Here is a 17977-nt window from a genome sequence, read left to right as displayed (position 1 = left end):
TTACGCGCTCACGCGAAACGGATCGCCTGCCGCGGCGGCGACCTCCACCCCCGACACCCAGCGCCGGGTGCGCCCTCCGGCGCCGATCACCATGCCGCTGCGTCCCGGGCACTCGCGGATCCAGCCGAGGTCGTCGATGCCGGCGACCACGCCGACCGTCGCCCAGACGTCGGCGACGGCGAGACTGTCGGCGACCACCGTCGAGCTGGTCGCGCCGAGCGCCGCGCGACCCGTGCGCGGATCGAGGATGTGCGCCCCCCGCTCGGCCGTGCCCGACGTCGCGACGGCACCGTCGCGCAGTTCGACGACGGCGGCCAGCTGTCCGGGCCGCGCCGGGTCGGCGATGCCGACCCGCCAGTCTCGATCGAGACCCGCGGCCGTCGCGACCTGCATGTCACCGCCGGCGTTGATGGCCCAGGCGGCGACATCGGCGTTCTCTAACAGTGCTCCGAGATGCCCCCGGGCGACGCTCTCCACCGCCCAGCCCTTGACATACCCCGTCGGGTCGAACGCTCCGCCGAAGCGGGCGCTGAACAGTCCGCGGGTGACTGCCTCCGCCTCCTCGCACGCGCGGGCGACCTCCGCCACCCGTGGGTCGGCCGCCGCGAGGGTCAGCTCGCCGCGGCGGAGGCGGGAGACATCCGAGTCGGACCGATAGGTCGAGAACACGCGGTCGATGTCGCGCAGCTCGGCGAACGCGTCGGCCGTCGCATCGTCGACGCCCGCGACCGTGGGGGCGTGCGTGAGCACGTGCACGCTGATCACCATGCCCATGACATCGGCCACGCGCACGGTGCGGTGCAGCTCGGCGCTCATCACTTCGCCTGGTCGATCGCGCTCTGCAGCGACTGCAGGTAGCCCTCGCTCGTGTAGGTCGCGCCCGAGACCATGTCGATGTTCGCGCTCTGCGCAGACAGGGTCTCGCTGATCAGCTGCGGGAGCGAGTAGTTCGCGATCTCGACGTCACGGCCGTTGTTGTTCGGGTACTGCGGCACGGCGACGTTGGTGATCTTCCCGCCCGACACCGTGATGGCGACCTGCACGTCGCCGAAGCGCGTCGAGGCGGCCGACCCGGTGAAGGTGCCGTTCTTGAGGCCGGTCGAGGTCGACGTCCCGCTCGAGGAGGACGACGAGCTGCTACCGGTCGACGCGGACGCCGTCGCGCTCGCCGACGGCGTCGCAGCAGCGGCTGATCCGCTCGTGGTGCTCGAGCTCGTGCCGCTTCCCGTCGAGCCGCCGATGCTCCCCGAGAAGCCGGTCGTCGAGGAGGCGACGGTCGTTCCCGCCCCGAGGGAGGTGCGGTAACTGAACAGCAGCACGACGCCGCTGATGGTCACGAGGATCGTCCAGACGATCTTCTTCATGGTGTGCGCTCCGTAGGTGGTGAGAGACGAGAGGATGCCGCGGCATCCGCTCAGATCGAGAAGTTCTCGCTGTGGATCTGCGAGGGGAGGATTCCGGTCTCGAGCAGGTCATCGCGGATGCTGTCCATCCAGTGGCCCGGTCCGCACAGGAAGATGTCGTAGTCCTCGATGTCGGGAGCGATGTAGCGGAGAAGATCCTCCCCCGCCCACGACGCGTGAGTCGCGGGGATCCACGTCGAGTCGCCGTGCGAGCGGTGCCCGTCGAGCGTGTAGTGTCGCAGACCGCGCTTGGCGACCATCCGGGCGATCTGCGGTCGGCGGAGGGCATGAGCGGGATCGTGGTCGCGGGTGACGAGGATCGCCTCGCCGGGCACGAATCGTTCGGCTTCGAGGATCGCCACAAGCGGCGCGACACCGGCTCCCGCTCCGAGCATGAGCATCTTCGAACGGCGTCGTGCGTCGCCGGTCATCGCGCCGTAGGGGCCCTCGAACATGACCTTCGTTCCCTTGCGCATCCGCGTCATGCGGGAGGTGCCGTCGCCGACGATGCGCGCGGTCACGGTGAGCTCGTCGCCGCGCGGTGCGGTCGAGAGCGAGAAGGGGTGGGAGCGGGTCCAGCCGGGGCCGTCCAGGAAGCGCCAGTTGAAGAACTGGCCCGCCTGCGCGCCGAGCTTGTGGATGTCACGTCCGCGCATGCGCACGGTGACGCCGTTGGAGCCGTCTGCCTCCACGGCGACGACCCGTAGGTCATGCCGCATCGAGCGGCTCAACGGCACGAGGAGGCGGAAGACCAGCACCGCGGCGGCGGCGATCGCCCAGAGCGTCCACCAGTAGGCACTGACCAGCGGCTGCCCGATGAAGTCCGAGCCGGTCCACAGCATGTGCGGGATGGCCAGCCCCACGCCGAGGTAGGCGTAGAGGTGGATGAGGTGCCAGGACTCGTAGCGCAGCTTCTTGCGCGCCTTCCGGATCGAGGTGACCACGACGAGGATGAGCAGCCCCGTGCCCGCTGTCGCGAGCATCATTCCGGGGTAGTTCCACACGAAGTCCCACAGCTGCAGGAGGGGATTCACGTGCGCGTTGACGGCGTAGCCGATGCTGAGCAGCGCGATGTGGGCGAGCATCAGCCAGAACGACCAGAAGCCGGTCAGGCGGTGCGCCCGCACGAGGCCGTCGCGGCCCCATCCGCGCTCGAAGATCGGCACGCGCGCCATCAGGAGCACCTGGTAGAGGAGCAGGTTGGCCGAGATGAGTCCGGTGAGTCGACCGAGCGTGGAGTAGGTCTCCGCGTTGAGGCCGATGACCGCTTGAATGCCCCCGCCGTGGATCCACAGCGCGAGGATGACGAGGCTCGTCCCCCACACGATGGCGGTGGCGGCGAGGTTCCAGAGGAGTCGCGGCGACCGTCGCGAGCCGAGCAGCGCGTCGGTGGCGGCGTCCTGCCTGCGGACGGACCGTTCGGTGGCGTAGGTGGTCATGGCTCGATGGTGACCGCGCGGGCGCAAGATTTCGCCAAGAATGCGGGTTCCTCGGGCAACGCATAGGAAGCGCAGAGCCGGAGCAGATCGACGACGCCGTCTGAGGCGACCGAGACCGCGCGGGGCATCCGAGAGGCGCGGGATCGGCGCGCGGGGATTATGGTGGGCGCATGGGCACGATCTACTACGGCGGTTCTGAGACGCCGATCCACATCGAGGACCGCGCCCTCGCACACCTCAAGGTGGTCATCGCGACGAAGCTGCGTCGCGGCGAGAGCTTCACGCTGTCGTGGCGGCACCCCGAGGGCGAGCCGGTCGGTCGCAGCACCATCTGGCTGCACCCGTCGATCCCGCTGCGGTTCACGTTCCTCGACCCCGAGCCCGCTCTCCTGAGCCGGGAGTGGATCGAGGAGCTGGCGAGCTCGGCGAACTCCTCGGGCGGCATCATGCTCGTCGACGAGCACCTGCACGCCGGCGACGTGGCGTCGCGCTGATCACGCTGAACGGCTGACGACCGGCCGACGTCGGAAGTAGCCGGCGGCGTCGCGCTCAGATCAGCGCGAGCGCCGTCAGCACGACGGCGATGAGCGGGAACGTGCCCTGGATCGCGGCAGAGCGGGCGAGCTTCGGGCTCGAGAGCACGAGCACGAGGGCCGCAGCGAGCATCGACCCGGTGCCCACGATCACGAGGGTCGCGCCGATCGTGAGCGACCCGGTCGCGACGAGCACGATGCCGATCGCGGTCGCGAGGGCGAGGAACAGGTTGTAGAAGCCCTGGTTGAAGGCGAGCGACCTGGTGAGCTCGGCCTCCTCGGCGCTGCGCAGGCCGAAGATGCGGCGCGTGGCCGGCTCGGTCCAGCGCAGCGACTCGAGCACGAAGATGTAGACGTGCACGAGCGCGGCGAGCGCGGCGAACACGAGGGCGGCGATGATCATGAGCGCATCCTCTCAGGCCGGGTGCACGTGCGCCCACACGCCGGGCGCGGGAAGTTCGGCGTAGCGCACGTCGACGGCGTCGGCGGTCACCTCGGCGACGCACACGAGCAGCGACTGGGTCGGGATGCCCAGGTAGCGGTTGTCCCGCACGATCGCCGCGTCGCTCGAAGCCCCGTCGCCCGTCGACGCCGCGAGCACGTCGAACCAGTCCTCCCACCAGGCGCGGTCGCCGGTCGCCGAGAGGGGTGCGGCAGCGAACGCGGGAAGCCAGGCGGCGATGCGTCCGGTGGCGGGGTCGTCGACGTCGTCGTGGGCGACCATGTGGGTGCCCGGCCCGAGCACGGTCTCGTGCACAGCGGTGCCGTCCCACCGGGTGACGACGGATGCCGCGGCGCCCACGGTGAGCAGGTTGAACCCGCGCGTCCGGGGGGCGGCGGGCACGGCCTCGCCCTCGACGGCGGCGAGCGGCAGGGCTCCGCGGGAGACCACGGCGCTCTCGGGAAGATCGTGCCCCTCCGCCCGGTTGAGCAGCACGGCCAGGAGTCCGCGGTCGGGCGCGGCAGCGAGCCACGCGCCCCCCGCGCGGACGTCGCGCACGCCGATCACCCCCGGATGCGCCTCGGGCCACCAGTCGCCGAGCGGGTTCCACTCGCGCTCGGGATCCTCGTCGCGCACGGCGAGCACGCGGGTCGGATGCCGCGGGTCGTCGGGCACTCGAACGATCACGGTGCACATGGGGTCCTCCTGCAGCGGGCTGCCGTGCCCGCGGGTCGTGCGAGAATCGGGGCGTGTTCGTCGTCGTAGGGGTCACCGGCGGGATCGCCGCGTACAAGTCGGCGACGCTGGTGCGCACGCTGGTGAAGAACGGCCACGAGGTGCACGTCATTCCTACCGCGGATGCGCTGCGCTTCGTCGGCGCTCCGACCTGGGAGGCGCTCAGCCGTCACCCCGTGACGACGTCGGTGCACGACGACGTCGCGACGGTGCGCCATGTGGCGCTCGGGCAGTCCGCCGACCTGGTCGTGATCGCTCCGGCCACCGCCAACACCCTGGCCCGCATGGCGGCGGGTATCGCCGACGATCTGCTCGGCACGACGCTGCTCGCCACCACGGCGCCCGTGGTGGTCGCCCCCGCGATGCACACCGAGATGTGGCGGCATCCGTCGACCGTCGCGAACGTCGCGACGCTGCGCTCCCGTGGTGTCGTGATCGCCGGTCCGGCCGAGGGCGAGTTGACCGGGGGCGACTCCGGACCCGGACGCATGCTCGAGCCCGATGAGATCCTTCGGATCGCGCTCGCCGCCGTGCGCCCCCGTGACCTCGAGGGTCTGCGGGTCACCGTGACCGCGGGCGGAACCCGCGAGCCGATCGACCCGGTGCGCTTCATCGGCAACCGTTCCAGCGGGAAGCAGGGTGTCGCCGTCGCGCTCGCGGCGGCGGCGCGCGGCGCGCAGGTCGACCTGATCCTCGCGCACGTCGACGAGGGCGTGGGGGCCGCGGCATCCGTGCCCGGCATCGCCGTGTCGCACGCCGGCACCGCGGCGGAGCTGCTGACCGCGACGACGGATGCCGCAGCGACAGCCGACGTCGTCGTCATGGCGGCGGCCGTCGCCGACTACCGGGTGCCGCAGATCGCGGACGGCAAGGTCACGAAGGAGGCCGCCGGCGAGACGCTGACGCTCGAGCTGGTGCAGAACCCCGACATCCTGGCGGGACTGGCCCGTGACCGGCGGGCCGGGCAGACCGTCGTCGGATTCGCCGCCGAGACCGCCACTGGCGACGCGCTCGTCGAGCGCGCGCGCCGCAAGCGCGAGCGCAAGGGCGTCGACCTGCTCGCCGTCAACGAGGTCGGCTGGGAGGCCGGGTTAGAGGCATCCGAGAACAGTCTCTTCTTCGTCGACGCCGCGGGCGACATCGTCGGACGCACGAGCGGCTCGAAGCGCGAGACGGCCGACGCCCTGTGGGACGCGATCGTCGCGGTGCGCGCCGCGCACTGAGTCAGGGGCGGATGCCGCGCCTCACCCGATCTCGCCGGCGGCCACCGACTCGGCGAGCGCGTGCGCGTGCGCGAGCTGGTGCGCCCCGAAGAAGTCGGCCTCGGTGAGCCGGCGTTCGTCGTCGGCGTCGCGTCCGTCGTGTGCGAGGGTCGCGGCGACGATCAGCGCGTGCATCCACCCGCCGGCGACGAGCGCGAGCAGCCACAGGTAGTCGACGCTCACGGCGTGGGCGTCGCGGGGGCTGGCGCCGAAGCCGACCACGGCAACGGTCGCACGGTCGGCGGCGGCGACGGCGCGCTCGAGGCGCTCGGCCGTGCGGCGCGCGACCGGCTCGTCGGAGCCCGCCAGCGTCGCGACCGCGGCGCGCGCGAGGTCGAACATGCGGCGCGCGGTCTCGCCCTGGTTGCGCACCGTCTTGCGCCCGACGAGGTCGTTGGACTGGATCGCGGTGGTGCCCTCGTAGATCGGGATGATGCGGGCGTCGCGGTAGTGCTGGGCCGCGCCGGTCTCCTCGATGAAGCCCATGCCGCCGTGCACCTGGATGCCGTCGGAGGCGATGCGCACGGCCTCTTCGCTCGCCCACCCCTTGAGGATGGGCACGAAGAACTCGGCGAGCTGAGGGTTGTCGGCGTCGTCCGCGCGGTCGAACAGGTCGCCGACGTAGACGGCGAGCGCTCGCATCGCGCTGATGCTGCTCGACATCGACAGCAGCAGTCGACGCACGTCGGGGTGCTCGGCGATGGCGGTGCCGTCGGGGCGACCGGGCACGGGCCCCTGCAGACGGGCTGTGGCGTAGGCGGAGGCCTGCTGGTAGGCGCGCTCTGCAAGGCCGATGCCCTGGTGTCCCATGCCGAGGCGGGCGGAGTTCATCATGACGAACATGCCGGCGAGTCCGCCGCCGACCTCGCCGACCAGGTAGCCGGTCGCGCCGTCGTAGGCGAGCACGCAGGTCGGGCTGCCGTGGATGCCGAGCTTGTGCTCGACCGACACGGTCGTCACGGCATTGCGTGCGCCGAGCGACCCGTCGGGCTCGACGAGGAACTTCGGGGCGACGAACAAGGAGAGGCCCTTGGCGCCCGCGGGAGCGTCAGGGGTGCGGGCGAGCACGAGGTGCACGATGTTCTCGGCGACGTCGTGGTCTCCCCAGGTGATGAAGATCTTCTGGCCGGTGATCGACCAGCTGCCGTCGCCGTTCGGGGTGGCGGTCGTGCGGATCGCGCCGAGGTCGGTGCCGGCCTGCGGTTCGGTGAGGTTCATGGTGCCGGTCCAGCTCCCCTCGACGAGTCGTGCCAGGTAGGTCTCGCGCACCTCGTCGCCCGCATAGGCGTCGAGCGCGTGGATCTGACCGTGGGTGAGCATCCAGCACAGGGCGAGCGCCGGGTTGGCGGCGTTCCAGATCTCCCCGAGCCCGGCCTGCACGACGGCGGGGAGGCCCTCGCCGCCGGCCGACTCGGGCGCCTCGGCGGCCACCCACCCGGCCTCCACCAGCGCGGCGTAGGCCTCCTTGAAACCGGGGGCGGTGCGGGCGTCGCCGTCGACGACGACGGTGCCTTCGGCGTCGCCGATGGCGTTGAGGGGGGCGATGACCTCGGCGGCGAAGTCGCCGGCGGCCTCGAGCACGTCGACGGCGTCGTCGGCGCTGAGGGCGCCACTGGTCGCGCGGGCGACGACGTCGCCGCCGAACACCTCGCGATAGAGGAATCCGTACTCGGCGACGGGCGGGGTGTACGGCGAGGACTGGGCGGCCATGGGGTTCCCCTCGTTGGGCGGGCGGCGCGCGCGACGCGGGGTCGCGGGTGACATCGAGAACCATAGTACGTGAGACTGAGTTTCACGAGTAGGGTGTGACCCGACCACCTCGATGCAGAGGAGCAGCATGACCGAGCACACCCGCACCCTCACGTGGACGGACCCGATCGCCGTGCGCGACGGTGTCGCCGCGATGAGCGGACTCGACGCGATGCTGGCCCTGCGCGACGGACACCTCCCCCCGCCCCCGATCGCGCAGACGATGAACTTCCGCCTGACCGAGGTCGAGCCCGGACGCGTGGTGTTCGTGTGCGAGCCGGGCGGCGAGCACTACAACCCGATCGGCACCGTGCACGGCGGGCTCGCGTGCACGCTGCTCGACACCGTGTGCGGCTGCGCCGGCCACACCACCCTCGACGCCGGCCAGGGCTACACGTCGATCGACATCACCGTGTCGTACCTGCGCCCGATCACCCTGGCGACAGGTCCACTGCTCGCGACGGGACGGGTCGTGAAGCCCGGCCGACGCGTCATCTTCACCGAGGGCGCGATCACCGACGCCGCCGGCACCGTGCTCGCCACCGCCACCAGCTCGCTGCTGGTGCTGTGAGGAAGAGCGGATGCCGCGGCATCCGCTCGTTCAGGACGTGAGCGGCTCGAGCAGCTCGACGTGCGCGATGTCGAACGCGGGAGCGCTGACGTCCTCACCCGAGACCGCACCATAGGTGTAGCTGCCGGCGACCGTCACCCACAGCTTCAGATGGTCGCCTTCGAGGACACCCTCGAGCGTCGGGCACGTGATGCCGTCACCGCCGCCGCCGATGACGTCGTGCGGGTAGTCCCAGCTCGACGTCGACTGCGCTGCGCCGACGCCGAGAAGCGCGAGGCACGGCCCGGTCGCCTCGTCGAACTGGCTGACGAACCCGTAGACCACGACCTTCTCGCCGACGTGACCGTCGGGGTCTGCGACGATGTCGGCGAGGACGGCCGCGTCGACGTCGTCGAATCCGGTCGGCACCGCGCCCGCGCCGGGTGCGACGGATGCCTCGTCCCGCGGGGTGGCGGAGGGGAGAGTCTGCGGGCTCGCCGAGGCCGACCTCTCGACGATCGTCGGCAGCAGGGACAGCCCGACGATCAGGGCGATCGTCGTTGCGATCGAGGCCAGCACGCCGAGAGCGCCGAGGATGATGCCCGTGACCGGGAAGCCCTTCCGGGCGCCCTTCACGAGCGCCACGATACCCAGCACGACCGCAGTCCCGCCGATCAGGATGCCGAGCCCGGGAGCCAGCCCGAAGACGAACGCCGCGATGCCGACCACGAGCGCCGCGATCGCGAGGCCGCCGGCGCGGGGGCCGGACGACGGCCGGGGCGGCGCGGGATAGGCCGGCGGGGGCGGCAGCGCGGGTCCTGCCGGGGACGTCGAGTCCGGCGCTTCGATGGAAGGAGCGACGCCGCTCTCGCCGGCGCCGGACGCGGGCGAGGTGACCGGAGCGGGCGGGTCCGCAGCCGGTGCTCCCGTCGGAGGCGCCGCCTCGCCGTCGTTCGGAGGAGTGGGGCTCTCGGGCGGCGGCACGGAGGTCATGCCGCGAGTATGACAGAACCTGAGAGCTCACTATGCCGTACCTCTGCGTCGGCTGGATGCTCGAACCTTCCGGCGCAATGCTCGAATCCCCCTGTCGCGCGCCTCGACCGATCCCTAGACTGGCGGCCACAACTCCCGCCTCGCGTCGAAGGGCGTTCCGCACATGTCGGATCCCGCAGGCCCCACCGCACCGCTCCCGCCGACTCCGCCTGCGCCGCCACAACGATCGCGCCGAGGACTGATCGCGATCATCGCCGTGCTGGCCGCGCTGCTCATCGCCACCGCATCGGTGCTCGTCACCGTGCTACTCATGGGCGGTGCGCAGGTCGCGGGCGCCGCCGCGACATTCGTGTCGACGCCGACTCCGACACCGTCGGCGCCGTCGTCGCCGCCCGCCTCGGCCACCCCGACACCGGCGCACACATCGAGCACTTCAGGATCGTCCGGAGGAGGCGGAACGGGCACCACGACGACCGCGCCGTCGACGAGGTCGATCAGTCACGCGGCCGTAGGCGTCGAGAGCGGCGGCGGCGACTGCTCGAGCACGCCCAACCTCCCGCTCACGGCAGCGTGGAAAGCGACCGGCACGACGCTCTGGTTCGGCGTGAACACCACCGATGCGAGCGCCGCACCCTTCCAGGAGTGGTCGCTGGCGACGCAGACGCAGGGCACCGCGACGGGCTTCGTCTACGACTGCTCACGGTCCTCCGAGCCGTTCACGTTCACGCTGTTGCACACCGACGGCACCAAGACGAACTCGACCGTGACCCTGCGCCTGTGCCCCGGATCCGTCACGCCGAAGCAGACCTGCTCGTAATCCCGCGCGCGGCGATCCGCGGCGCGATACTCTCGCGACAGCGACGAAACCCGCGTGACGACGCCGAACGCGGCGTCGCACCCGCTCGACGAAAGGATGCCGCGTGCTCATCGCCCTCTGGATCGTCAACGTGGTGCTCGCACTCGCCTTCCTCGCGACCGGCGGCCTGAAGATCATCCGCACGCCGGATCAGCTGAGAACGGTCGGACTCGCATGGGTCGAGTCGTTCACCCGTGGCCAGGTGGTGCTCATCGGCGTCGCCGAAGTGGTCGGCGCGGTCGGATTGATCGCACCGCTGGCCACCGGCATCCTGCCCTTCATCGCGGCCGTCGCCGCCGCAGCGCTCGCTGTGCTCATGGTCGGCGCGACCGTCGTGCATGTGCGCCGGGGCGAGAATCCGGCGCCCGCCGCCGTGGCGCTGGTGCTGTCGCTGGTCAGTGCGGTGCTCGGGGTGCTCGCCCTCGGCTGAGCGCGCCCCCGCGAATCCCCGCCAGCACCAGCCAGATCGCGCCGAGCGCCAGCTGCGCACCTCCGATCAGCCCACCGCCGGTCGCGAGGCTCCAGGTTCCGAGCGCCACCCACATGAGCGCGAACACGAGAGATCCGATCCAGCCGATGCGGATCCGGCGACGGGCGGACGAGTCATCCGTCATCATCGTTCCCCCTCACGACGTTGCCGTGAGCATAGCGAGAGCGCGAGCGGCGCGCTCAGTCCGAGATCAGCGTGCCGCCGTTCCTCGCACTGACCCGCGTCTCGCGGGATGCCCGGCCGGCACGGCGGGCTCCCCGCGCCACCCCGTCCCCCGCACGGGCGACAGACGGATGCCGCATCCTCCCGCTACCGTGAGCGCACGGGGACGGGGGTCGACGTGGCCAGAGCTGCGCGCGAATGGTGGGCGATGTGGACACTGCAGGAGCAAGATCTGTGGGCGGCTGCGGGTGACGGCATGCTCGTTGCGTTGCTCATGCTCGCGATCGGCCTGAGCATCGCCCCCTCCGCCGTCTGGCAAGAGCCGGTGCAGATCGGAGCTCCTGCCGTCTGCATCGCAATAGCGACGTATGCGCGCCGCCCCCAACGGCGCGCGCAGCGCTGGCGTGAGGCCTATCGCACCGCCCCGGCCGGGCCGACTGACGGTCAGGTCGGCGCCTCGGTCTGATCCGCCGCATCCGCAACGATCAGGCCCGCAGCACGACCTTCTCCCGCACGTCTCCCGACTCGAGCAGCGCGTGCGCGCGGGCCGCGTCGGTGAGCGCGAACTCGCGGTGCGGCTTCAGGCGAAGCGTTCCAGCGGCGAGCAGCGGAACCGTGATCGCGAGCGCATCGGGTGCCCGATCGGGCGACGGGTGCGACAGGCGTGCGCCGCTGCGGGCGACCTCCGCCGACCCGACGAGGGTGACCACGCGCGAGGGGTCGCCGGTGGCGGCGACGGCCTCGACCAGTCCGCCGCGGCCGGCCGCGTCGATGACCGCGTCGATGCGGCGGACACCCGTGGCGGCGATCCGCTCGAAGACCCCATCGCCGTAGACGACCGGCTCCCCGCCGTAGGCGGCGACGGTGTCGGCGTCCCTCTCCGACGCCGCACCGATCACGCGCACTCCGCGCGCGCTCGCGAGCTGCACGATGAGCGCCCCGACCGATCCGGCCGCACCGAGCACCACGAGAGTCTCCCCCGCCTCAGCCCTGACCTCGCGCAGTGTGCCGACGGCGGCCTCCGCGGACGCGGGCAGGGCCGCGGCATCCGCCCACGACAGCGAAGCGGGCTTCGGGAACCACACCGGCGCGGCAACGAGCTCGCCATACCCGCCCTGCTGCGGCAGGTGCGCGACCACCTCATCGCCGACGGCAACATCGGCGACGCCCGCTCCGACCGACTCGACGACTCCTGCCGCTTCGAATCCGAGCACCGACCCAGGGCCCTGCGGGAAGACGGCAGCGAGACGACCGCGACGGATCTGCAGGTCGGTCGGGCCGATGCCTGCCGCCCTCACGCGCAGCAGCACCTCGCCGGGCGCGGGCACGGGCGCCGCCATCTCGCGCCACTGCAGCACCTCCGGCTCCCCGAAAGCGGTCACCACCATCGCATGCGACATTGCTCGCCCCTCTCAGATCTGGCTCGCGCCGCCGTCGACGTACAGTTCCGCGCCGGTCATGTAGGCGCTGCGTGCGCTCGCCAAGAACAGTACGGCCTGCGCGATCTCCTCCGGGCGGCCGAGGCGCTGCATCGGCACCCCGGCGGCGAGTCCAGAGAGCAGGGCGTCGGACTGCGCCGGATCGGTCGCGAGTCCGGCGAGTCCGGGGGTCTCGATCGGGCCCGGAGCGACGCTGTTGACCCGGATGCCGCGGCCGACGAGCTCTGCGGCCCAGCTGCGTGCGAGCGAGCGCACGGCCGCCTTGGAGGCGGCGTAGATGCTGAACGACGGGCTGCCCTTCACATCGATGTTCGATCCGGTCAGCACGATCGACGCGCCCGCGTTCAGCAGCGGCAGCACCTTCTGCACGGTGAAGACGACGCCGCCGACGTTCGCCCCGAACGTCTGGGTGACGTGCTCCCACGTGATGTCCTCGAGGGCCGCGAACTCGCCGCCGCCCGCGTTGGCGAACACCACGTCGAGGCCGGCGCCCCGCGCGGCGATCGCCTCGGCGACGCGGTCGAGGTCATCGAGCGAGGCGACGTCGGCCGCGACCGTCGTCACCGCATCTCCGAACTCCGCGGCCACGGCGGCAAGGCCAGCCTCCCGACGGCCGGTCACGACCACGTGCGCTCCCTCCGCCGCGAACGCACGCACGGCCGCGAGACCGATGCCCGCCGTCCCTCCGGTGACCAGTGCGGTCTTTCCCGCGAGCTCTTCCATGTCCCTCTCCTTCTTTATGTACCGATCGGTACTAAAGGCAAGATAGGCGCGCGGGGATCGCATGTCAAATTTTTGTACCGCACGGTATGATTCAGGCATGGCTGAGACGAGAGAACGCGGACGACCGCGCGCCTTCGACCCCGATGCTGCACTCGACGCCGCCGCACGGGTGTTCTGGGTGCACGGGTACGACGGGGCATCCCTGACCGATCTCACCGCCGCCATGGGCATCAACCGGCCGAGCCTGTACGGGGCGTTCGGCAGCAAGGAAGAGCTCTTCCAACGGGTCATCGCCCGCTACGCGCAGACCGACATGACCTACGCCGAGCGTGCGCTCGACCAGCCGACCGGCCCCGCCGTCGCGCGTGCCCTACTTCTCGACAACATCGATGCCGTGACGCGCTCCGATCGGCCCGCGGGATGCCTCACCATCCAGGGCGGACTCGCCAGCGCCGACGGCAACGAGACCGTGCCCGCCTTCCTCGGGCAGAGCCGCCTGGCGGGCGAACGACGACTGGCCGAGCGCCTCGCTCGCGCGGTCGCTGAAGGCGACTTCGTCGCAGGGACGGATGCCGCGGCTCTCGCCCGCTACCTCATGGTCGTCACCGAGGGGCATGCCGTGCACGCCACCGCGGGCGTCTCGAGACGGCAGCTGCGCGCGTCGGCCGACCTGGCACTGCTCGCGGTCGACGCACTCGCGGCGCCCGCGAGCACAGTGTGAGGCCGCACCCCACAACGCAGATCGGCCCCGGCCAAAACTGGGGCCGATCTGGTGAATGATTCTCCCTGCGTTTCGTTCCGTCCTTTCCTTTTGGAGGATGGAGTTATGCCAGGACCGTATCCGGACGAGTTCCGTCAGCGTGCGCTGCGGATGCTGAGCGAGGCTCGCCCCGATCACAAGACCGATCACGCCGCGATCACGCACCTCGCCGCCAACCTCCGGGTCAATCCCGAGACGCTGCGATTGTGGAAGAAGCGCCTCGACGTCGACGAGGGCCGTCAGCCGGGGACCTCGAGCGAGGCCCAAGCGGAGATCAAACGGTTGAAGAAGTAGATCGCCGAGTTGGAGGGGGCGAACGAGATCCTCCGGTCAGCGAGCGTGTTCTTCGCGACCGAGCTCGGCCGCCGCTCGTCGAGATGATCGCGTTCGTTGACAGGATGCGTAGTCGTTTCCTGGTCGAGCTCGTCTGCCGTGTGATGCGGCACGCCGAGGTGGGGTTCCTCACCGCCCGCGGATACCGGGCTGCGAAAGCGCGGCCCGCGTCCGCCCGGCAGCTTCGGGACGAGCTGTTGATCCCGGAGATCGTGCGGCTGCATGCGGAGAACTACGGCGTCTACGTGGTCCGCAAGATGCACGCGCTGCGGCGGCGACGAGGGCTAGGCCGTGTTGCTAAACGCGGTTCACTTACCGGACGTTGTGCCTACCGATGCGTCGATGCTGATGGATCAGGGCGTTCGGCATTGGTGTTCAGCGCGCGAGTTACTCTGGGCGCATGGCTCAGATAACTCGTGATGGCTCCGATGCCGTGGTCACTCTGTCGGTGTTCGAGAAGGTTGAAGGATTGCTCGCGTCGACTCGCTTCTCGTTGAGCAACGTCACCTCCGTGGAGGTTCTGGACGACGCACATGAGCAGATCAAAGGGTGGGGAAGAGACTTCAAGCTCGCGGGCCGATATGTTCCCGACACGACCGCCGTGGGAACCTTCCGCAACGGCGAAGAGCGCGGAATCACGCTCGCTCTCGTGCACTCAGACACGCCACGCGGGCTGCGGATTGAGTTGTCCGGCGAGCCATACAGCCGCGTAGTGATCGGCCTCGCGGATCCTGAAACCACGAAAGCCGAAGTGTTCGACGATTAGCCCGTATTGCTGGCGCTACTGGTGAGCCAGTGGAGGGTTGCGGCGAGGCAGAGGCCGGCGTGGTAGTTGCGGGGGTCTTGTCTGAGCGCATCGCGATCCCGCGCCACCGTTTGAGTTTGTTGAAGCACCTCTCGACGACGTTACGGCCGCGGTAGCGGGTCCGTTGCTGATCGCCGAAGTCGATCGGTCGGCCGCGGCGCTTGCGTCGGTGAGCGATCTGATCGTCGCGTTCGGGAATCGTCGAGGCGATCCCGCGCTCGCGCAGCCACGCCCGATTCGCCCTCGACGGGTAGCCCTTGTCAGCGAGCACCCGGTTCGGCCTCGATCTCGGCCTGCCTCTCGCGCCCGGGACGCGAATCTCGCTCAGCGTCGCGGCGAGCATGCTGGTATCTGCCGCCTGCCCCAGGGTGAGAATGAACGCGAGGGCGCGTCCCTTCCCGTCGCAAACCAGGTGATTCTTCGTCGTCAGCCCGCCGCGAGAGCGGCCGATCGCATGATCAGGTGGCTCGTCGCCGAACTTCTTGTAGTTCGATGTCGCCCCCTGTAGTCCGGGGAAGTGTCGCGCCGTGCTGGTGCACGCGCACGATCGTGGAGTCGATCGACGCGACCCAGTCCAGATCCCCGGACTGCTGCGCGAGCGACTGCGTCCTCTCCAGCACCCGCGCCCACACCCCCTGCTCGGACCACCGGTTGAAGTTCTTGTAGATCGTGTTCCAGTTCCCGAACCGCTCCGGCACATCCCGCCACGGTGCCCCGGTCCGGAACCGCCGCGCTGTCGCCTCGACGACCGTGCGCCGATCCACCGGCGGCTGCCCCGTCGACTTCACATTCGGGAACAACGGGCCGATCACAGCCCATGCTTCATCCGAGATCACATCACGCGACACGCATCCAAGACTCACCCCCGAAGCGCCCGACCACGTTTAGCAACACGGCCTAGGCGTAGCGCCGCGGCGCTACGATGCTGCGCCATACCGAAGGTTTCGGCTCGCACCTTCGATATGGAGCGGACACCCCTTTTACAGCCATCCGCGAAGACCGGCACACGGCAGTCGCCGCAGCGGTGAAGTCGTTCATGATGGCCGATGCGCGGCGTGACGGAGGCATGCGCCTCTTCTGAGTCCCGCACCGGTTTACATAATGACCTTTACAAGCGATAATGATCTGCATGTCTTCCATTAAGCGGCGTCCAGCGGACACCGCGCCGTTGCCTCCGAAGGTGCGCCGTGCCGCCGAGGAGATCGGTGACGACTTCGCTGCGTGGCGGAAGATTCTTGGACTGACAGCTGAGCAGGTGGCGGAGCGTGCCGACATCTCACGGGGGACTCTCCGTCGGTTGGAGCACGGCGATCCCGCGGTGGGCTTCCATGTCGTCCTGAGAGTCGCTCGCGCTCTCGGCGTGCTCGACACGCTCGCCGACGCGCTCGATCCACTGAACACAGACCTCGGCCGCGCCCGCGCTGGTCTCATCGGCCGGAAGCGAGTCCGATGACCGGTTTCGAGGCCCTTGAGGTGCACGTCAGCCTGGGGACAGAGACCGTTCGCGCCGGCCGAGCTCAGTTCAACCACACCCGGGGGCGGTTGGCCTCCACGATGTTCCAGTACGACCCTGACTACCTCGCTCATCCTCTGGCGTACGCGCTCGATCCAGGCTTGGAGCTCTACAGCGGGTCCCAGCAGGCCTCGGGGCTGCCCGGCGCGTTCTCGGACTGTGCCCCTGACCGCTGGGGGCGCAATCTCATCACCAAGCGGGAGCGGACTCTCGCCCTGGAGCAAAAGCGTCGGCCGCGCACGCTGGGTGACGTGGACTTTCTCGCCGGTGTCAGCGACTTCACCCGCCAGGGTGCGCTCCGATTCCGCGAAGATGCGAGCTCTCCTTTCCTCGATCCGGACCCCGTCGTGCCGAGCATGATTCGCTTGCCCGAACTCATGCGCGCATCGGAGGACGCAGCGCGCGACGACGGTGACCACGAGCTGACCGCAGTCAAGACGCTGCTCGATGCCGGAACTGGCTCTCTCGGTGGCGCCCGTCCAAAGGCTGCCGTGCGGGGCGACGACGACCAGCTCCTCATCGCGAAGTTCCCTCACCCCGACGACGGATGGGACGTGATGGCCTGGGAGGCTACAGCACTCGACCTCGCGAAAGCCGCCGGTGTCATCGTCCCGACGTATCAACTCATCCAGCTGGATGGTCGGCATGTGCTGCTCCTCGACCGCTTCGACCGCCATGCCGACGGCACACGTCTTGGCTACATGAGCGCGATGACTCTCCTCGAGCGGCGCGACGGCGACGGGGGCGACTATGTGGAGATCGCGGAACGGATCGAGGAAGCCGGCGGCCGGGTAAAGCACGACCTCGGTGAGCTGTTCCGGCGCGTCGCGGTTAGCGTTGGGCTGCACAACACTGACGACCACCTACGCAATCACGGGTTCCTGCGAAGCGAAGCCGGCTGGGCCCTTAGCCCCGCCTTCGACATCAACCCCGAGCCCGATCCGAAGGCGCGCCAGACCACGATCGCCGGGGCCAGCGACCCGGACGACGAGGCAGACGGTCTGAAAGAGCTCGCGCGCGCATGTCGACTCAGTGAGCGCGCCGCCCAAGCGGAACTGGATCGCATCGGCGACGTGCTGGAGGGATGGCGCGACGCCGCAGCCACAAACCGAATCCGACAGTCCGAGATCGAGCGCTTCGCGGACACCTTCGATCAGGGGATCAGGATTCTCCGCGGCTGACGTCCCCGGGCGCTACCGCCGCCGTGGCCGCCGCCCGCGTTGCTGCTCAGCCCCATCTCACTTCAAGGGGTCGGATCGATACCCGCGATATTTCCGCTTATCCGGACTATCGGGGGGTCTGTCCCCCGCTACGGTTCGGAAAGTGGCGGTCGATGCTGTCGCGTATGAGGCACCACGATCGAGCCGGCGAGGGGGCAGGGTAAACGGTCAAAGTAGAGCCGCCACCAGAGGCTCGCGCGATGGCGAGGCCGTAATCGACGGGTCGACGGCCGCCACCGCTCGTCGACCGGCCCTCCACCGGGCACGATGTCGACGGACCGAGGGGCCGGCTCGGGGCGCGCTCTCCCCTCAGAGGATCTGGTCACATCGGATCCGCGGGTCCCGAGCGGGTCAGTTCAAATGACAAACCCTCGTTCTTCTGCCGCAGCGATTAGCGGCTCTACGGCAGTATCGCCGCGCGAACAAGCGGACCGACTTCGGGCTCCGCTCAGCAGCGTGGCTAGTCCGACAGCAGCGCCAGCACCCGAGCAGTAAGGGAACCCAGCAGGGAGTGCTGAGGGTTTAGGTGACTCCTGACCTGTGGCGATTTGTCGCCGCTGGAAGGATGTC

Annotated in this window: 22 protein-coding genes and 1 pseudogene; 11 read left to right on the top strand and 12 right to left on the bottom strand. The window is 70.0% G+C overall.

The window, feature by feature from the left end:
- The 3 genes from RR49_RS07165 to RR49_RS07155 are packed head-to-tail and all read right to left on the bottom strand — an operon-like array spanning window position 1 to window position 2842.
- Complete coding sequence (locus tag RR49_RS07165; RefSeq protein WP_045247394.1) at window positions 1-816, bottom strand: FAD:protein FMN transferase; 816 nt, start codon at window positions 814-816, stop codon at window positions 1-3.
- Window positions 816-1364: an FMN-binding protein gene (locus RR49_RS07160; RefSeq protein WP_045247393.1), complete on the bottom strand. Its 549-nt coding sequence runs from the start codon at window positions 1362-1364 to the stop codon at window positions 816-818. Before RR49_RS07160 ends, RR49_RS07165 begins: the two co-directional genes overlap by 1 nt.
- Before the next feature lie 50 nt (window positions 1365-1414).
- Window positions 1415-2842, bottom strand: coding sequence for a ferredoxin reductase family protein (locus tag RR49_RS07155; RefSeq protein WP_045247392.1), 1428 nt, complete (start codon window positions 2840-2842; stop codon window positions 1415-1417).
- 170 nt (window positions 2843-3012) lie between these two features.
- Here RR49_RS07155 and RR49_RS07150 point away from each other — a divergent pair, with 170 nt between their 5' ends.
- A complete protein-coding gene (locus RR49_RS07150) occupies window positions 3013-3336 on the top strand; it encodes a DUF7882 family protein (protein ID WP_045247391.1) in 324 nt (107 codons plus the stop codon).
- Between the two features lie 55 nt (window positions 3337-3391).
- On the opposite strand, the gene RR49_RS07145 is transcribed toward RR49_RS07150, so the two are convergent.
- Together RR49_RS07145 and RR49_RS07140 are read right to left on the bottom strand one after the other, a co-directional pair.
- The gene (locus tag RR49_RS07145; RefSeq protein WP_045247390.1) at window positions 3392-3778 is read right to left on the bottom strand and encodes a DUF1304 domain-containing protein; all 387 of its coding nucleotides are present in this window, start codon (window positions 3776-3778) and stop codon (window positions 3392-3394) included.
- Window positions 3779-3790: 12 nt separating this feature from the next.
- The gene (locus tag RR49_RS07140) at window positions 3791-4513 is read right to left on the bottom strand and encodes an NRDE family protein (RefSeq protein ID WP_045247389.1); all 723 of its coding nucleotides are present in this window, start codon (window positions 4511-4513) and stop codon (window positions 3791-3793) included.
- A gap of 53 nt (window positions 4514-4566) precedes the next feature.
- Between RR49_RS07140 and coaBC the strand changes: the two genes are divergently transcribed.
- A complete protein-coding gene (gene coaBC / locus RR49_RS07135; protein WP_045247388.1) occupies window positions 4567-5775 on the top strand; it encodes a bifunctional phosphopantothenoylcysteine decarboxylase/phosphopantothenate--cysteine ligase CoaBC in 1209 nt (402 codons plus the stop codon).
- Between the two features lie 21 nt (window positions 5776-5796).
- Here coaBC and RR49_RS07130 read toward each other — a convergent pair whose 3' ends face one another.
- Window positions 5797-7524 (bottom strand): acyl-CoA dehydrogenase family protein, encoded by a 1728-nt coding sequence (locus RR49_RS07130; RefSeq protein ID WP_045247387.1) that lies wholly within the window; start codon window positions 7522-7524, stop codon window positions 5797-5799.
- 127 nt (window positions 7525-7651) lie between these two features.
- On the opposite strand from RR49_RS07130, the gene RR49_RS07125 reads away from it, so the two are divergent.
- Window positions 7652-8134, top strand: a complete 483-nt coding sequence (locus RR49_RS07125; protein WP_048809104.1) for a PaaI family thioesterase — start codon at window positions 7652-7654, stop codon at window positions 8132-8134.
- A gap of 30 nt (window positions 8135-8164) precedes the next feature.
- Here RR49_RS07125 and RR49_RS15150 read toward each other — a convergent pair whose 3' ends face one another.
- Window positions 8165-9106: a DUF4190 domain-containing protein gene (locus RR49_RS15150; protein WP_048809103.1), complete on the bottom strand. Its 942-nt coding sequence runs from the start codon at window positions 9104-9106 to the stop codon at window positions 8165-8167.
- A 163-nt stretch (window positions 9107-9269) separates the two neighbouring features.
- Here RR49_RS15150 and RR49_RS07115 point away from each other — a divergent pair, with 163 nt between their 5' ends.
- Window positions 9270-9923, top strand: a complete 654-nt coding sequence (locus tag RR49_RS07115) for a hypothetical protein (RefSeq protein ID WP_157013175.1) — start codon at window positions 9270-9272, stop codon at window positions 9921-9923.
- A gap of 103 nt (window positions 9924-10026) precedes the next feature.
- Window positions 10027-10392, top strand: coding sequence for a DoxX family protein (locus tag RR49_RS07110; RefSeq protein WP_045247384.1), 366 nt, complete (start codon window positions 10027-10029; stop codon window positions 10390-10392).
- Here the strand turns inward: RR49_RS07110 and RR49_RS07105 are convergent.
- Window positions 10358-10579, bottom strand: a complete 222-nt coding sequence (locus tag RR49_RS07105; RefSeq protein WP_048809102.1) for a hypothetical protein — start codon at window positions 10577-10579, stop codon at window positions 10358-10360. The genes RR49_RS07110 and RR49_RS07105 overlap by 35 nt on opposite strands.
- A 213-nt stretch (window positions 10580-10792) precedes the next feature.
- Here RR49_RS07105 and RR49_RS07100 point away from each other — a divergent pair, with 213 nt between their 5' ends.
- The gene (locus RR49_RS07100) at window positions 10793-11080 is read left to right on the top strand and encodes a hypothetical protein (protein WP_157013174.1); all 288 of its coding nucleotides are present in this window, start codon (window positions 10793-10795) and stop codon (window positions 11078-11080) included.
- Between the two features lie 19 nt (window positions 11081-11099).
- Here the strand turns inward: RR49_RS07100 and RR49_RS07095 are convergent, their stop codons facing one another.
- Both RR49_RS07095 and RR49_RS07090 read right to left on the bottom strand, forming a co-directional pair.
- The gene (locus RR49_RS07095) at window positions 11100-12014 is read right to left on the bottom strand and encodes an NADP-dependent oxidoreductase (protein ID WP_045247381.1); all 915 of its coding nucleotides are present in this window, start codon (window positions 12012-12014) and stop codon (window positions 11100-11102) included.
- Window positions 12015-12026: 12 nt separating this feature from the next.
- A complete protein-coding gene (locus RR49_RS07090; protein ID WP_045247380.1) occupies window positions 12027-12776 on the bottom strand; it encodes an SDR family oxidoreductase in 750 nt (249 codons plus the stop codon).
- A gap of 97 nt (window positions 12777-12873) precedes the next feature.
- Here RR49_RS07090 and RR49_RS07085 point away from each other — a divergent pair, with 97 nt between their 5' ends.
- From RR49_RS07085 to RR49_RS15845, 3 genes are all read left to right on the top strand, one after another.
- A complete protein-coding gene (locus RR49_RS07085; RefSeq protein ID WP_045247379.1) occupies window positions 12874-13497 on the top strand; it encodes a TetR/AcrR family transcriptional regulator in 624 nt (207 codons plus the stop codon).
- Between the two features lie 105 nt (window positions 13498-13602).
- Window positions 13603-13830: a transposase gene (locus tag RR49_RS07080; protein WP_048809100.1), complete on the top strand. Its 228-nt coding sequence runs from the start codon at window positions 13603-13605 to the stop codon at window positions 13828-13830.
- 439 nt (window positions 13831-14269) lie between these two features.
- Window positions 14270-14635 carry a hypothetical protein gene (locus RR49_RS15845; protein WP_048809098.1) on the top strand — a complete coding sequence of 122 codons (366 nt, stop codon included), beginning with the start codon at window positions 14270-14272 and terminating at the stop codon, window positions 14633-14635.
- 121 nt (window positions 14636-14756) lie between these two features.
- On the opposite strand, the pseudogene RR49_RS16240 reads toward RR49_RS15845, so the two are convergent.
- Together RR49_RS16240 and RR49_RS16235 are read right to left on the bottom strand one after the other, a co-directional pair.
- A pseudogene (locus tag RR49_RS16240) lies at window positions 14757-15104 on the bottom strand (transposase); the annotation flags it as partial.
- A gap of 28 nt (window positions 15105-15132) precedes the next feature.
- The gene (locus RR49_RS16235) at window positions 15133-15510 is read right to left on the bottom strand and encodes a transposase (RefSeq protein ID WP_273204780.1); all 378 of its coding nucleotides are present in this window, start codon (window positions 15508-15510) and stop codon (window positions 15133-15135) included.
- Window positions 15511-15854: 344 nt separating this feature from the next.
- On the opposite strand from RR49_RS16235, the gene RR49_RS07065 reads away from it, so the two are divergent.
- Entirely contained in the window at window positions 15855-16127 is a 273-nt protein-coding gene (locus tag RR49_RS07065; protein WP_245610965.1) for a helix-turn-helix domain-containing protein, read from the top strand.
- Window positions 16124-17368 (top strand): type II toxin-antitoxin system HipA family toxin, encoded by a 1245-nt coding sequence (locus RR49_RS07060; RefSeq protein ID WP_045247376.1) that lies wholly within the window; start codon window positions 16124-16126, stop codon window positions 17366-17368. The genes RR49_RS07065 and RR49_RS07060 overlap by 4 nt, the downstream gene beginning before the upstream one ends.
- Window positions 17369-17977: the final 609 nt, after the last annotated feature.

Source organism: Microbacterium ginsengisoli (assembly GCF_000956535.1).
Taxonomy (GTDB): domain Bacteria; phylum Actinomycetota; class Actinomycetes; order Actinomycetales; family Microbacteriaceae; genus Microbacterium; species Microbacterium ginsengisoli.
Note: the sequence above shows the minus strand (reverse complement) of the source record. Positions and strands in the feature narration are given on the sequence as shown.